Here is a 12,506-nt window from a genome sequence, read left to right on the forward strand (position 1 = left end):
CAAGGCGCGCGCCTGCGCGAATTTCCGCAAAAACTGCGGAAATTCGCTTCGGGTGAAAGGGCGCGTGGAAAAACAAAATCAAAATCAAAAACAAAGTCAAAACCCTGGGGGCAATCCCCCAGACCCCTTTTTTCTTTCAATAATTTTAAACACTCCCCCTGGGATTGGCATGAGGGACCATGGACGTCTGCCAGAAGGAAACCAGCTCCTCCCGGGTCACCGCCCGGGGATTAAACCGGGTGCAGATATCCACCAGGGCATCCTGGGCCAAAACGCACGGATCGACAGTAGACAAATCGATACCGTCACGACGGGTCAATGCGGCCAGATCCACCGCCAGTCCACCCGCCCGCTGAAAATCCCCGACCCTTTGCGCAATGGAAAACCCGATCCGGGATTCCAGGGTTTCGAGTCTCCTGGCAACCTTGTCCTCACCAGAGTTGAACTCCAGAACCCGCGAAAGAAACACACCGTTGGCCTCGCCGTGCCCCACGCCAAAACGGGCCAGTTGATGGGCCAGAGAGTGACAAATGCCCACCCCACACTGGTTTTGCACCATCCCCGCCAGACAGGCGGCAAATTGCAGCTCCTGGACAACAGCCCCATCCTCCGCATCCTCAAGCCAACAAAGCCCCAACCGGCCCAAACGCTCGAGCGCCGATTCGGCGAGAAGATCGGCCATCGGATTGTCCACATTGGACACAAACCCCTCCACCGCATGGGTCATGGCATCGATGACCCCCGCCATCATCACCGGACGGGGAATACCGGAAAGGAAACGGGGATCGAGCAACACCACGTCGAACAGAAAATCATGAGTGACCACGGCTTTTTTGGTCCCGGTGGCGCGATCGATCACCAAAGCGGAAGAGGAGGCCTCCGCCCCCGAACCCGCGGTCGTGGGAATGGCACACAGGCGCAGATTGTCCTTCAAGGGAGGAGCCGCGAAGGGACGATACAACCGCTCCCCTTCCCCTTCGGGCCAGCCGATCCGCAGCATGACCAGGCGGGCCAGATCCATCACCGCCCCGCCGCCGACCGCCACGATCAGATCGGGCATCCCCCCCGATAACCGGCCCATCACCCCTTCAACCCCGTCCCAATCGGGATCCCCCCCTCCAGGCCGGATCACCTCCACCACCTGCTCGGCCAGAAGCATGCGTTTGATTTCATGGCGCAGATGGGGCGCCAGCGATCCGCCCGTCAACAACAACGTCCGCGCCGATCCGATCCCCCTGAGGGCCATCAACGCCCGAGGACCGGCGAACAGATCGGTATTGGCCAACAGACGCGGTATCGGAAACACTGTCCTGATCCGGGAACATCCCATGCAATCCCCCCCTGACAACGATAAACAATACCCCGGCAAATTCCCGGTCCCCAGCCTGAAAAAAATCCTGCCCATGCCTCGGATCGGACCAACCACCCCCGCCAAGCATAAATCCCAATGCCCCTGCATCACAACGTCCGAAAAATCCCGGACCACCCCATCGACAACACCCCCACCCCGACAACCCATGCCCCAATCTCGTGCAACACCACTGGACAGATGATCCAGGCTTTGCTGTAGTGATGAACGATCATTCAACCCCCCTGCCAGGAGACCGCTCGATGAACCATTTTATCAAAGGATTGCGCCTCGCGGTCGGCCTGGCCCTGGGGCTGCCGTTTCTGATCTTTCTCATTCCCTTCTTCGTCGTCTATTTTTTCATCGAGCATCGCGCCGGACGCCCCATGCCGTTCGATGTCCGGAAGTTTCTGAAGGAAACCTTCCACGCACCGTCCGCTCCCTCGCTCCAGTCCGCCCCCTCCTCCTTCGCGGAAGATTCCGGTGAAACGATCCGTTCCACAAGAACGGATACCACCCCATCCGCGTTCTCGAAAGCGAAAGCCACATCCATTTCATCCGGAACGGTCCTCAGTGCCTTCGTCGCCGACGGAGAAAGCCTGTTGGGAGGAGAAATCGCCCGGGAACTGGCCCGGCAGGGTTACCGGGTCGCGATCGCCTGGGAAAAAGACCGGGAAAAGGTGGCGGACCTCGTCCAGACCATCCACAACTCCGGCGGCAGCGCCTGCTCCCTGAACCTGGACCTTGGCGATCAAGAAAAAATTCAGAATGCCCTGGACCTGGCCGATAAGGAACTGGGTGGTATTCCCGGTCTGCTGATCAACAACGCCTCGAAATTATTGCCAACCGGCGTTGAACATCCCTCCTGGGAAGAACTGAATGCAACCATGCGCCACAACCTGCATGGACCCCTTTGGCTCTCTCTCAAATTCGGATCCGCCATGGTCGGTCGCGAAAACGGAAACATCATTCATATTCTCGACCTGTTCGGGGAATATCCCATGAAAGGGCACTCCGCCTTCAGTGCCGCCAGGGCGGGAATGGCCATGGCAACCCGGGCACTCGCCGCCGATCTTGGACCCTGGGTGCGCGTCAACGCCATCGCGCCAGGACTCCATCTTGTGTTCGCCCCCCATGCCGCGGAAGAACTCAGCCAGGAACATCCCAATCAGTACGCCTCAAAGCCCCAGCCCATGGCGGTGGTCCAAGCCTTGCATTACTTTCTGAAGTCACCAACGGTCACCGGCGAAATCCTCCATGTGGATGGTGGGCGGCGAATGCATTCCATTCCCCCTTCGACCATCCATGACCGCCCAGGTTTCCTTCACCAGTCACGCATCCAAACCCATCGAGAGGGTTAGAAGACATGAATGAAACACGCCTCTATCTGGCATCGCAAGGTTACCTCGAAAACGTGGACGAAGGACAACGAATCCTGACCGTGATCATTGTCCTGCTCGTCCTTGCCATCCTGTTCGCCGGCCACCTCTTTCTCAAAAAAGGAAAGAAAAGAAAACAGGACGCCGCGCATCAAAAACGGGAACGAAAACACTGAGCCGCCATCGGAAACAGCAGGATTCGTTCGGGAAGGCTGCTTGAATACAACTTCTTATAAGACTCCGGTACCGTCATGGATATAGCTACAATCATTGGACTTTTGGCGGGTTTCGGCCTGATCGGCTGGGCCATCCTGATGGGTGGTTCTTTCATGCTTTTTGTCGATGTGCCGAGCGTTATCATCGTCTTCGGCGGCACCCTGTGTACGATGTTCATCAAACATTCCATGCAGGATGTTTTGGGCTCGTTCGGTATTTTCATGAAGTCGATCATCAACGACCCGAGAAACCCCGAGGAATATGTTGCCAAACTGAACGAACTGGCCAATCTTTCGCGCAAGGATGGTCTTCTTGCCCTGGAGAAAATCAAGGTCGATGACAGTTTTCTGCAAATGGGCATCAATCTGTGCGTCGATGGCGCCGACCCCGATTTTGTCAGTTCCGTCCTCAGCAAGGAATTGAGTTACCTGAACGAACGCCATTCGGGTTGGATCGCCATTTACGAGGGAATGGGCGAGTCGGCTCCCGCCTTCGGAATGATCGGCACCCTCATCGGCCTGGTGCAGATGCTGGCCGACATGAGCGACCCATCGAAAATCGGACCTGCCATGGCTGTCGCCCTGATCACCACCTTCTATGGCGCCTTTCTGGCCAACCTGGTGGCCGTTCCCATCGCCATCAAGCTCAAGGCCTACAGCCAGAAAGAACAGGTCGTGCGTAAAATGATCATCGACGGCCTGGTCGGCATTCAAAAGGGGATCAATCCGCGGATGCTTCAGTATTCCCTGGTGGCCCCGGTTCCTCCATCGCAACGGAATTTTGACTGATTTTGTCTTTTTCGTCCACCACCGCCCCTTCGAAGCCGGGGCGGTGGTCCCACATTGGCTTGTACCTCCAGCGCTGGAATGAAAGGGGCTGGTAATGGCAGACGAATGTCCCCCGTGTAAAAAAGGAGCCCCCGCATGGTTGTTGACCTTCGGGGATCTGATGTCGCTTCTTTTGACCTTTTTCATCCTCCTGGTTTCGATGTCCACGGTCGATAAACCCAAGTTCAAGGCCGCGGCGGGATCGTTGAAGGATGCCTTCGGCGTACAGCGGGTCGAGGTCATCAACACCCTGCCGACGGGTGAAGACATCATCGCCATGGAATTCCAGCAGGAACTGATCATGGTCAAACTCAAGGAGCGCCTTGAGGTTCTCATGGCCCCCGTCGTTGATCGGGGGGAGGCGGAGATGGTCGAAACCGAAGCGGGATTCGTGATCAACATGAGTCGGGACAACCTTTTCGCCAAGGAGGGGTCCATCCTGCTTCCCGAGGCCAAATCGATTCTGGCCCAGATTGCCGTCCTGGTCCGCGACATTCCCAACATGGTTCGGGTCGAAGGGCACACAAGCAACCAGCCTCCCCCCTCCCGATTCGCCAGCAACTGGGAACAATCCGCCTCGGAAGCGGCTGCCGTCGTCCATTTCCTGGCGACCGAAGGAGAGGTCAATCCTGGCAAGCTCCAGGTGCGCGGCATGGGACAGGTAGCGCCCAAATCAGACAATGAAACACCCGATGGCCGAAAACGCAATCACCGCCTCGAAATCACAATCTCCAAGGAAACCATCATGGGACGACACTGATCCGGGACAGGAACAGAAAAAAGGGGTTCCCGCCGTAGCAGGGAACCCCTTTTTTTTTCACATTTTTCTTCATGATTCCCTCACCCCATCCGATAAGATTGGAGTCCAGGAAATAAAAAAAGAATTATTATTGCAACCATCCCGTCCAGAGTCACCATGCGGAATCACCTGACCGTCACCATCCGAACCGTCAACGGGCAGCAACAGTATCGAATCGGGCTGTTCTGGATTGGCGCCCTTCTCATTGCGCTGTGCTTCACCCTCGGGACCTTCTACAATGTTCCCCCCGATCATCCGCAGTCACAACCCATCCGCGGCACCACATCACCCCCTGATGAAACTGTTCCACCGATTTCCTTTCCCGATCCAGGCGCAAACGGTGATCCCTTCCGCAAACCGGCCCCGACACACCGGGTCATCCCCGAATTGGCCCCCGAGGTAGCCTCCCTGGACGGATTGTTCGATACTAAAAATCATTTTGGAAACCCGCCCCGGGAAAAAGAACCGGAATACAAAAACGATCGACAAAAACCGCGGAAAGAAACCCTCGGCAACAAGAAAAAACATCCCCCCCCTCCCCTTCACGCCGCGACTGCCCCATCCCGGTCCGCCCCCATCCTCCCTTTTCCCGGTTTCGAACGCATCATCCTGGAGTCGATTCCCAACGGTTCCCCGATCGAATTCAAGGGGATCAACAGCCCCTTCGGTGATCGCTCCCATTCCAAACGCAAACAAAAGTTTCATCCGGGAATCGACCTGTTCGCGCCAATGAACACACCGACCCATACCACGGCGGACGGTGTCGTCGAGTTTGCCGGATTCGAAAAAATGAACAGCTATGGCAACCTGGTCATCATCCATCATAATCATGGCTTCAAGACGAGTTATGCCCACCTGGACAAGATTACGGTAAAAAACGGCGATTTCGTCAAAAAGGGCGATTTGATCGGCTATTCGGGAACTTCAGGACTCTCCAGTGGCCCGCATCTGCATTACGAAATCCATTTTGTCCACCGTATCCTCGATCCCACCGGGTTCCTCGATTGGAATGCCAACAACCTTGCCCCCCTGTTTCGCGAAAAACAGGTTGCCTGGCAGTCGCTCATCGACCACATCAACCGCCGCCCCGAAACCAGCGAACTCCCCCTGCCCCTGCGCATTGCCCTGACCCAGGGGGGCTACAAACCACCCTGACGGTCCAAGCCAAACCTGACTCATCTTTTATCCCCTGATGATCCACCTTCAGAGTTCCTGATCCCGCAGGATTCGTTAACGGCACTTTTTGAGCAACATGCACTTTGATTTACCTATCAATTTTGCTAGATTTAGTGCCACCGCCGCTTCCGGTCTCGTGGACAAAAAAGCCAGCATTATCTGGAAGGGATCAGGAAGTCTGACCTTCGTTCCCCGTCTCCAACGTTCCACCGATCCCGCATCCTTATCAAGCCTTCATTCGTCATTACCGCCCGATCCTCCCCTGGCATTCATAATCAGAATTGCATTGAATAACAGCCATTTCAATAGGATCCAGCGACTTCAACCATGCGGAAATCCCGATAACGAGATAATGGCCCCCACATTGCATTGACCTCCTCGTCGGGGCTCGGATCCTTGAGTGAGACCGCTGCTAAAAAAGAAAATTCTTACAAAAGAGTGCTGCTTGAAGTTCATGGATCCGGCCCCGATGTCAAAAGAGCTACACTTTTCATGAAGAACCTGGCCAAAAGAGTCAACAGTTTGACTTTCGGCCCACCGATCACAAACACTTAGACCAACGTCTCAAAGCAACTCTTCAAAGAAAGAATTCCGACTAACAACATGGAGTACTACATGGGTGCCTTTCCGATTCCACCTTCAGATGTTCACGAGCTACCACCCCAGGTCAAAGCCTATCAACAGGGGGCGTCACTGGCCGACAACACCCGAGCCGCCTATTGGGGCGATCTGCGGCGGTTCATGGATTGGGGCGGAGAGGTCCCCTCCTCGGCCAAAATGATCGCCTCCTATCTTGTGGCCCATGCCGATTCGCACAAATTCGCCACCCTCGCCCGATGGAAGGTTTCCATCGGCAAGGCGCATACCGCCCAGGGACTGACCGATCCCACCAAAACAGAACTGGTCCATGCAGTGCTCAAGGGGATCAAACAAAAACATGGTCAGGATCAGCGCCAGGTCGCTCCACTGACCCGAGAAAAAATCATTGCCATCTGTCTGCAAATGGGGGACCGCCTCAAGGACAAGCGCGACAAGGCGTTGATCCTCGTCGGCTTTGCCGCCGGACTGCGACGTTCCGACCTGATCACCCTCGATGCCAAGGACCTGTATCGTCGAGAAAACGGAATCGAGATTCATCTGAGCAAGGGACGGGTGGGGTTGCCATTGGCCCGGGGCGAGGTGTGTCCGGTGCATTCCCTTGAAGATTGGTTGCAGACGGCTGAAATCGCGGAGGGGTCGGTCTTCCAAGGGATCAACCGCCATGGACGTCGTTCGGGAAAACCATTGACGGGACATGGCGTCGCCCTGATCGTCAAGGAGCGGGTACAATCGATCGGCCTGGATCCGGCCAACTTCAGTGGCTTCAGCCTGCGCTCCGGATTGATCGCCAGTGCCTCGGCGGCTGGAATCTCCCTGCAAAGCGCCACCTCCCTGTCGGGAACCGGCGTCCTGTAAAATGATGACGGATGGGTCCGGGAAGGGGTTTCCCCTTCCCGGTGGCCAATCAGTTTTTCTCTGCAATTTCCTGACGCACCTGTTCCATGTCCAGCATCAACGCCTTCTCGATCAATTCCACGAACTGCGGTTCCGGCAGCATGCCCGGCTGGGAAAAGATGATGATCTTTTCCCGAAAGATCATCAGGGTCGGGATCGAACGAATCTGGAAGGCGTGGGCCAGTTCCTGCTGATCGTCGGTTTCCACCTTGCCAAAAACCACATTTGGATAACGGTTCGAAACCTTCTCGAAAATCGGGGCAAATGCCTTGCACGGACCACACCAGGAGGCCCAAAAGTCAATGATGACCACATCGTTGCCATTGACCGTCTCTTCGAAATTTTCCTTGTTCAAGGTGATCGTCGCCATCAAGCGTCTCCTGCCAGACTGTGATTGTCGTTTTCCGGAACCCTGTACGCCCCAGACCTTTTTTCGAGCATGGCTTCGACCACCGTAAACGGATCCGTTGCCGATCGTGTCAGCTTTTCTCGAACAACCCCGTACCCTTCCTTGATTTTCATGCGGATTCCGGGATCATGCAACACCCCATCGAGATCGGCGCATAAAATCTCCGGGACGACCTCATGCTGCAACCGTTCCCGCACCACCGCCCACCCCGCGACAAGATTGACAAGCGAAAAAAACGGAATCCGGACGAGTAGCCTGCCAATAGGGTAGGTCATGGGACTGACCCGATAACAGACGACTTGAGGTGTTCCGATCAAGGCGGTTTCCAGGGTGGCGGTCCCCGATGTGACCAATGCCGCGTCGGCACTGGCCACCAGATCATACGTGGCGCCGCTCCTGATGGGAACCTCTCGCTTGAAGGTCGGGTCAATATCTTCCGGCCAATGCCGTTCCAGTTCGTCTTCCGACACGGTTGGCGCACACGCCACCACAAAACGCATGTCCGGATACGTGCGCCGGAGAAGAAAACAGGATCGAATCATGGGGCCGAACAGGCGTCCAATCTCTCCCCGCCGGCTCCCCGGCAGCAGCACCACGCACGACTCGTCGGTGCCGATGCCCAAGGATTGACGCACCCGTGCCCGGCCCGCCGCCCCCTCGGGGCGCATCGACCAGGGCAATGCCCTCCCGACCAATGGATGCCCCACGAACGTCACCGGAAGCGGTGTTTCAGCGTAAATCGCTTGTTCGAAGGGAAAAAGAAGCAGCAGATGGTCGATGAAACGATGCAGTCGTTTCGCCCGTCCACGACGCCAGGCCCATACCTGGGGGGAAACATAGTGCAATACCGGAATATCTCTAGCCCTGGCGCGACGGGCCACCAGAAAATTAAAATCGGGAAGGTCGATGGTCACCACCAGATCAGGCCGTTCCCGATCCATGAGCCGCAGCAGATAGTCAAATGCCCGAAGCAGATCAGGCAGTCGGCGCACCACCTCGACCACGCCGATCACCGACAAATGGTTGCTGTCGAACGGTCCCGTCATCCCCTGGGATCGCATCCCCGGTCCGCCGATCCCCATGAACGACACCTCGGGAATCCGCTCGCGGATTGCCGCCATCAGGTCGGCCCCCAGAAGATCTCCCGAAGCCTCTCCCGCAATCAGAAGGATCTTCCGCCCCTTCGCGGTCATGATGGCCTTGTTCCCAAAACGTCGCGTTCCATGGATCAAACAGTCCCCCCGGTCTCTGGAGTCATCATGGCCTCATCACAAGAAACGAAAATCTGTCCATTCTGGTCCACCATCGCCAAGGTTTGTTCCGGATCGAGCAACAATGTCCTGCCCCCCTCGATGGCCAATACCGAGACCCCCGCCGTCTGCATCCCCGTGATCGTCCCGGGTCCCACCGTGGGCAGGTCCAGACGTAGGTCCTGTCCCGGTTTGCATGTTTTCACCAGGACCACGGCGCCGCGCCCGGCCCAGCTGTTTCTGGCGCCCGCCACCAGTTCGCCGGCCCTGCGGAGCATCGCATCGGTTCCTTCCATCGCCTCGACCGCCACCACCACTTTTTTCTTGACGACAACCCCCTGACCAATGTCAAGCCCGCCCAAAACCTTGGCGGCCCGCCAGCCGATCCGTATGTCCTCCCACACTGCCTCATCGGGAACCTTCCGGCTCAATACACCCACCGGGGCCAACAATTGGGGCAGATAATCGGTCACTGAACGAACCTGCAAACCACACCGTTCCAATTCGACGGCGATCGCCCGCAGCAGGTGATCATCATGAAGGTGTTTCAAGCGCCAGACAAGTTTCAGGGCCATGGTGTCGGGGCGAACCTTCCAAATGGCCGTCTTGGAAATCCCCCCGGCCAGCACCAGTTCACGGACCCCCCGGTCCTTGAAAAACCGGATGATCTTCTTGAACTGCCCCAGAGTGACCCACAACAGGTCCGATACCTGGTCCTGGACCCTGGGATCGGTCTCGCCACGATGGGCCGCGACCACGACCGTTCTGGAAGATTCGGTGACGATTTTCTTGATGAACAGAAGGGGCAGGACGCCGTTGCCGGCGATCAATCCGAGGGGCGGTTCATGATTGGACGACAAGGCAGGACCATTTCCAGGGCGTGTTGACATTCAGTGGATTTCGGCTCCTTCATGGCGGCCTCGGTCGATTCTAGCCCTGGAAGTCGGCCATTGTCCATGCCTGCCCCCGTCGAAAAATGCTACACATCTCTACGAAGGTAGGATATCCTACATGGAGGCTCCTCTAGATGACAATCGGTGCAGACATGGAACAACGAATCAGCCTGCGTGAAGCCAACCAGCATTTAGCCCGTTACATCAAAGCGGTGGAAGCTGGCGAGGAGGTCATCATCACCCGGCGCGGACAGCCCATCGCTCGTCTGATGCCCTTGCGCCGTGAACGGGTGTTGAGCGAAGAACAGCAGGCGGCCCGCGAACGCACCCGGATGCGGATGCAACAGGGCTATGCCCTGGGAGGAAAACCGGTTTCCCGGAATGAACTCCATGAACGGTGAACGGTACACCCTCGACACCAACATCCTTCTCTATGCTCTGGATCGCGAGGCAGACAAAAAACACGCCATTGCCTCATCGTTGCTGAATCAGGCAGTCACGGAGAACTGCGTGTTGATGCTCCAATCTCTGGGAGAATTTTTCCGCGCGGCAACCGCCAAAGGCAAAATGCCCGTTGCGGAAGCCTCCGATCAGGTGCGGGACTGGCTGACGTTATTCCAGGTGCAATCCGCCGGACCATCCACGATTACCAAGGCACTCCGTGCAGTGCAAAACCATGGCATTTCTTTCTGGGACGCCATGCTGTGGGCCTGCGCCAAAGAAGCCGGTTGCGGGATCGTGATCAGTGAGAATTTCCAGCATGGGCGCGTGCTGGAGGGTGTCAGATTTCACAACCCTTTTCTAGGGAATATTGACATTCAATAGCTTTACAGATAGCCTGATTCTCTGGCACAATTCCCCAGACCCTTTTTTTCTTTCAATCTTTTTTCAGCGACAAAAGCCGCGTTGACCCGTCTGAAGAAACTCCAGCATACATTGAACTTCAGGGAGCGAGGACAGCTCCTTTTCCAACTCCTCGATCGCCTGCTCCAGGCGCAGGTTGGAACGAAACACCACCCGATGGGCCTGGCGAATGGCAGAGATGGTCTCTTCGGAAAAGCCACTCCGACGCAAGCCAACCACATTCACCCCCGTCAGACGCGCCCGGTTTCCCGCCGCCGACAAAAAGGGGACCACATCCATGGAAACCGCCGAGGCCCCGCCAATGAAGGCATTGCGCCCCACCCGGGCAAACTGATGAATGGCTGTCAGACCACCAATGACCGCATGGTCCTGAATTTCCACATGTCCCGCCAGGGTTGCCCCATTGGCCATCACCACCCGATCCCCCACCCGGCAATCATGGGCAACATGGGTATAGGCCATCAACATGCAATCATCACCAACCCGGGTCAGCCCCCCCCCCGACTCGGTTCCCCGATGAATGCTGACGAATTCGCGAACCTGACACCGCTCGCCAATCTCGACCCGGGTCGGCTCTCCACGATAATGGACATCCTGCGGATCCAGCCCCACCGAGGCAAAACTGAAAATACGGGTCCCCGAACCAATGGTCGTGTGTCCATCAATCACCGCATGCGGCCCCACTTCAACCGCATCCAGCAACACCACATCGGCGCCAACCACCGCATACGGGCCAATCCGCACCCCTTTTCCCAGCCGGGTCGAGGCGGCGACGACGGCCGTGGGATGAATCTCAACCGCTTCAGGTTGCGTCATGGCTGGTCGCACTCCCGGCATCGCGGGTCATCGCCATCAACAATGCCTCCGCCGCCAAATCACCGCCGGTATAGGCCTTTCCTTCAAAACGCCAGATGTCTCTGCGCCTTTTGGCCAAGGTCAACACCAGCCGCAATTGATCCCCAGGAATGACCGGTTTGCGAAAACGAACCCGGTCAATGGTCATGAAATAGACAAGCCGCCCTTTCACCGAATCAGGATCGGTATATCCCGCGAACAACGCCCCCGCCTGGGCCATGGCCTCAAGAATCAAGACCCCCGGCATGACAGGATTCTCCGGGAAATGCCCTTGAAAATGCGGCTCGTTGAAAGAAACATTCTTGATGGCGACCAGCCTTGCCCCAGGAACGAATTCGATCACCCGATCCACAAGAAGAAAGGGATACCGGTGCGGCAACAGTTTGAGAATATTTTCAGGTTTGTCCAGGTTCACGTCACTAAAACCAACTGGTTGTCCGTTTATTGAGCATTTTCAGCACTTGATCGGTGATGTCGATGGCCGAGCTGGCATACAACACCTGCCCCTTGCCAAAGATGATGGTATAACCCCGCTCCCGACCGATTTCCTCGATCACTTCACGCATCGCCTCGCTTATTTTCTTGGTCCAGCGTCCGTTCTCCCGGTCGATCACCGACTGATTGTCCTCGACAAGGCGTTGATACTCGCGAAACTTGTTGCGGACACTCTCCGAGGTTTCCGCCCGCGCCTCGGGAGTCATCAGCCCCTTTCTTTTTTCCAGGTCATCCTTCAACGATTTGATCTTCTGTTCCATGGCATCCACTTCCCTCTGCTTGGAAGCGAGTTTTTTTTCCAGGAGTTCCCGCGCCCGCTTGGCGGCGTCGGAAGAGGCCATGGCCCTGGGGACATCGACATAGGCAAACGAATACTGTTCCGCCCGTGCCGGCCACGATCCCAGGAGACCCACTGCAAAGACCGCCACTGCCATCAACCTGCCCATTCCAGCCATGGTCCGCCTCCAGCGTCCCTGTTTTCGACCATTCTGTTTCAAAATA

General features: G+C 56.7%; 15 protein-coding genes. 8 read left to right on the top strand and 7 right to left on the bottom strand.

The annotated features are described in order from the left end of the window. Positions 1-145: 145 nt before the first annotated feature. Positions 146-1,306, bottom strand: a complete 1,161-nt coding sequence (locus tag HQL76_08630) for an iron-containing alcohol dehydrogenase (GenBank protein MBF0109226.1) — start codon at positions 1,304-1,306, stop codon at positions 146-148. A 305-nt stretch (positions 1,307-1,611) separates the two neighbouring features. Here HQL76_08630 and HQL76_08635 point away from each other — a divergent pair, with 305 nt between their 5' ends. From HQL76_08635 to HQL76_08660, 6 genes are all read left to right on the top strand, one after another. Next, complete coding sequence (locus tag HQL76_08635) at positions 1,612-2,709, top strand: SDR family NAD(P)-dependent oxidoreductase (GenBank protein MBF0109227.1); 1,098 nt, start codon at positions 1,612-1,614, stop codon at positions 2,707-2,709. A gap of 5 nt (positions 2,710-2,714) precedes the next feature. Further along, complete coding sequence (locus HQL76_08640; GenBank protein MBF0109228.1) at positions 2,715-2,903, top strand: hypothetical protein; 189 nt, start codon at positions 2,715-2,717, stop codon at positions 2,901-2,903. 75 nt (positions 2,904-2,978) lie between these two features. Further along, the gene (locus HQL76_08645) at positions 2,979-3,731 is read left to right on the top strand and encodes a MotA/TolQ/ExbB proton channel family protein (protein MBF0109229.1); all 753 of its coding nucleotides are present in this window, start codon (positions 2,979-2,981) and stop codon (positions 3,729-3,731) included. A gap of 139 nt (positions 3,732-3,870) precedes the next feature. After that, complete coding sequence (locus HQL76_08650) at positions 3,871-4,530, top strand: flagellar motor protein MotB (GenBank protein ID MBF0109230.1); 660 nt, start codon at positions 3,871-3,873, stop codon at positions 4,528-4,530. A 156-nt stretch (positions 4,531-4,686) separates the two neighbouring features. Continuing rightward, positions 4,687-5,724 (top strand): peptidoglycan DD-metalloendopeptidase family protein, encoded by a 1,038-nt coding sequence (locus tag HQL76_08655; protein ID MBF0109231.1) that lies wholly within the window; start codon positions 4,687-4,689, stop codon positions 5,722-5,724. A 636-nt stretch (positions 5,725-6,360) separates the two neighbouring features. Next, on the top strand, positions 6,361-7,200 hold the full coding sequence (locus HQL76_08660) for a tyrosine-type recombinase/integrase (protein ID MBF0109232.1): 840 nt from the start codon (positions 6,361-6,363) through the stop codon (positions 7,198-7,200). Between the two features lie 49 nt (positions 7,201-7,249). Here HQL76_08660 and trxA read toward each other — a convergent pair whose 3' ends face one another. Genes trxA through lpxI form a run of 3 tightly spaced genes read right to left on the bottom strand, consistent with a single transcriptional unit; the run spans position 7,250 to position 9,788 of the window. Then, positions 7,250-7,609, bottom strand: a complete 360-nt coding sequence (gene trxA, locus HQL76_08665; GenBank protein MBF0109233.1) for a thioredoxin — start codon at positions 7,607-7,609, stop codon at positions 7,250-7,252. Further along, positions 7,609-8,841, bottom strand: coding sequence for a lipid-A-disaccharide synthase (gene lpxB / locus HQL76_08670; protein MBF0109234.1), 1,233 nt, complete (start codon positions 8,839-8,841; stop codon positions 7,609-7,611). The genes trxA and lpxB overlap by 1 nt, the downstream gene beginning before the upstream one ends. A 35-nt stretch (positions 8,842-8,876) precedes the next feature. Then, complete coding sequence (gene lpxI, locus HQL76_08675) at positions 8,877-9,788, bottom strand: UDP-2,3-diacylglucosamine diphosphatase LpxI (GenBank protein MBF0109235.1); 912 nt, start codon at positions 9,786-9,788, stop codon at positions 8,877-8,879. A 155-nt stretch (positions 9,789-9,943) separates the two neighbouring features. On the opposite strand from lpxI, the gene HQL76_08680 reads away from it, so the two are divergent. Together HQL76_08680 and HQL76_08685 are read left to right on the top strand one after the other, a co-directional pair. Then, positions 9,944-10,192, top strand: coding sequence for a type II toxin-antitoxin system prevent-host-death family antitoxin (locus tag HQL76_08680; protein MBF0109236.1), 249 nt, complete (start codon positions 9,944-9,946; stop codon positions 10,190-10,192). Further along, positions 10,182-10,616: a PIN domain-containing protein gene (locus HQL76_08685; GenBank protein ID MBF0109237.1), complete on the top strand. Its 435-nt coding sequence runs from the start codon at positions 10,182-10,184 to the stop codon at positions 10,614-10,616. Before HQL76_08680 ends, HQL76_08685 begins: the two co-directional genes overlap by 11 nt. Before the next feature lie 63 nt (positions 10,617-10,679). On the opposite strand, the gene lpxA is transcribed toward HQL76_08685, so the two are convergent. From lpxA to HQL76_08700, 3 genes are read right to left on the bottom strand one after another with little or no spacing between them, the layout of a single operon-like run. Beyond that, positions 10,680-11,471 (bottom strand): acyl-ACP--UDP-N-acetylglucosamine O-acyltransferase, encoded by a 792-nt coding sequence (gene lpxA / locus HQL76_08690; protein MBF0109238.1) that lies wholly within the window; start codon positions 11,469-11,471, stop codon positions 10,680-10,682. Further along, positions 11,458-11,925: a 3-hydroxyacyl-ACP dehydratase FabZ gene (gene fabZ, locus HQL76_08695; protein ID MBF0109239.1), complete on the bottom strand. Its 468-nt coding sequence runs from the start codon at positions 11,923-11,925 to the stop codon at positions 11,458-11,460. Before fabZ ends, lpxA begins: the two co-directional genes overlap by 14 nt. A 4-nt stretch (positions 11,926-11,929) precedes the next feature. Continuing rightward, complete coding sequence (locus HQL76_08700) at positions 11,930-12,460, bottom strand: OmpH family outer membrane protein (GenBank protein ID MBF0109240.1); 531 nt, start codon at positions 12,458-12,460, stop codon at positions 11,930-11,932. Positions 12,461-12,506: the final 46 nt, after the last annotated feature.

The organism is Magnetococcales bacterium (assembly GCA_015228815.1).
Classification (GTDB): Bacteria; Pseudomonadota; Magnetococcia; order Magnetococcales; family UBA8363; genus UBA8363.

Bases quoted from the DNA above. Each gene is read 5' to 3' on its own strand.
- HQL76_08635 (MBF0109227.1), top strand. From the start codon at position 1,612: ATGAACCATTTTATCAAAGGATTGCGCCTCGCGGTCGGCCTGGCCCTG.
- HQL76_08640 (MBF0109228.1), top strand. From the start codon at position 2,715: ATGAATGAAACACGCCTCTATCTGGCATCGCAAGGTTACCTCGAAAAC.
- HQL76_08645 (MBF0109229.1), top strand. From the start codon at position 2,979: ATGGATATAGCTACAATCATTGGACTTTTGGCGGGTTTCGGCCTGATC.
- HQL76_08655 (MBF0109231.1), top strand. From the start codon at position 4,687: ATGCGGAATCACCTGACCGTCACCATCCGAACCGTCAACGGGCAGCAA.
- HQL76_08660 (MBF0109232.1), top strand. From the start codon at position 6,361: ATGGGTGCCTTTCCGATTCCACCTTCAGATGTTCACGAGCTACCACCC.
- trxA (MBF0109233.1), bottom strand. From the start codon at position 7,609: ATGGCGACGATCACCTTGAACAAGGAAAATTTCGAAGAGACGGTCAAT.
- lpxB (MBF0109234.1), bottom strand. From the start codon at position 8,841: ATGACCGCGAAGGGGCGGAAGATCCTTCTGATTGCGGGAGAGGCTTCG.
- lpxI (MBF0109235.1), bottom strand. From the start codon at position 9,788: ATGTCAACACGCCCTGGAAATGGTCCTGCCTTGTCGTCCAATCATGAA.
- HQL76_08680 (MBF0109236.1), top strand. From the start codon at position 9,944: ATGGAACAACGAATCAGCCTGCGTGAAGCCAACCAGCATTTAGCCCGT.
- HQL76_08685 (MBF0109237.1), top strand. From the start codon at position 10,182: ATGAACGGTGAACGGTACACCCTCGACACCAACATCCTTCTCTATGCT.
- lpxA (MBF0109238.1), bottom strand. From the start codon at position 11,471: ATGACGCAACCTGAAGCGGTTGAGATTCATCCCACGGCCGTCGTCGCC.
- HQL76_08700 (MBF0109240.1), bottom strand. From the start codon at position 12,460: ATGGCTGGAATGGGCAGGTTGATGGCAGTGGCGGTCTTTGCAGTGGGT.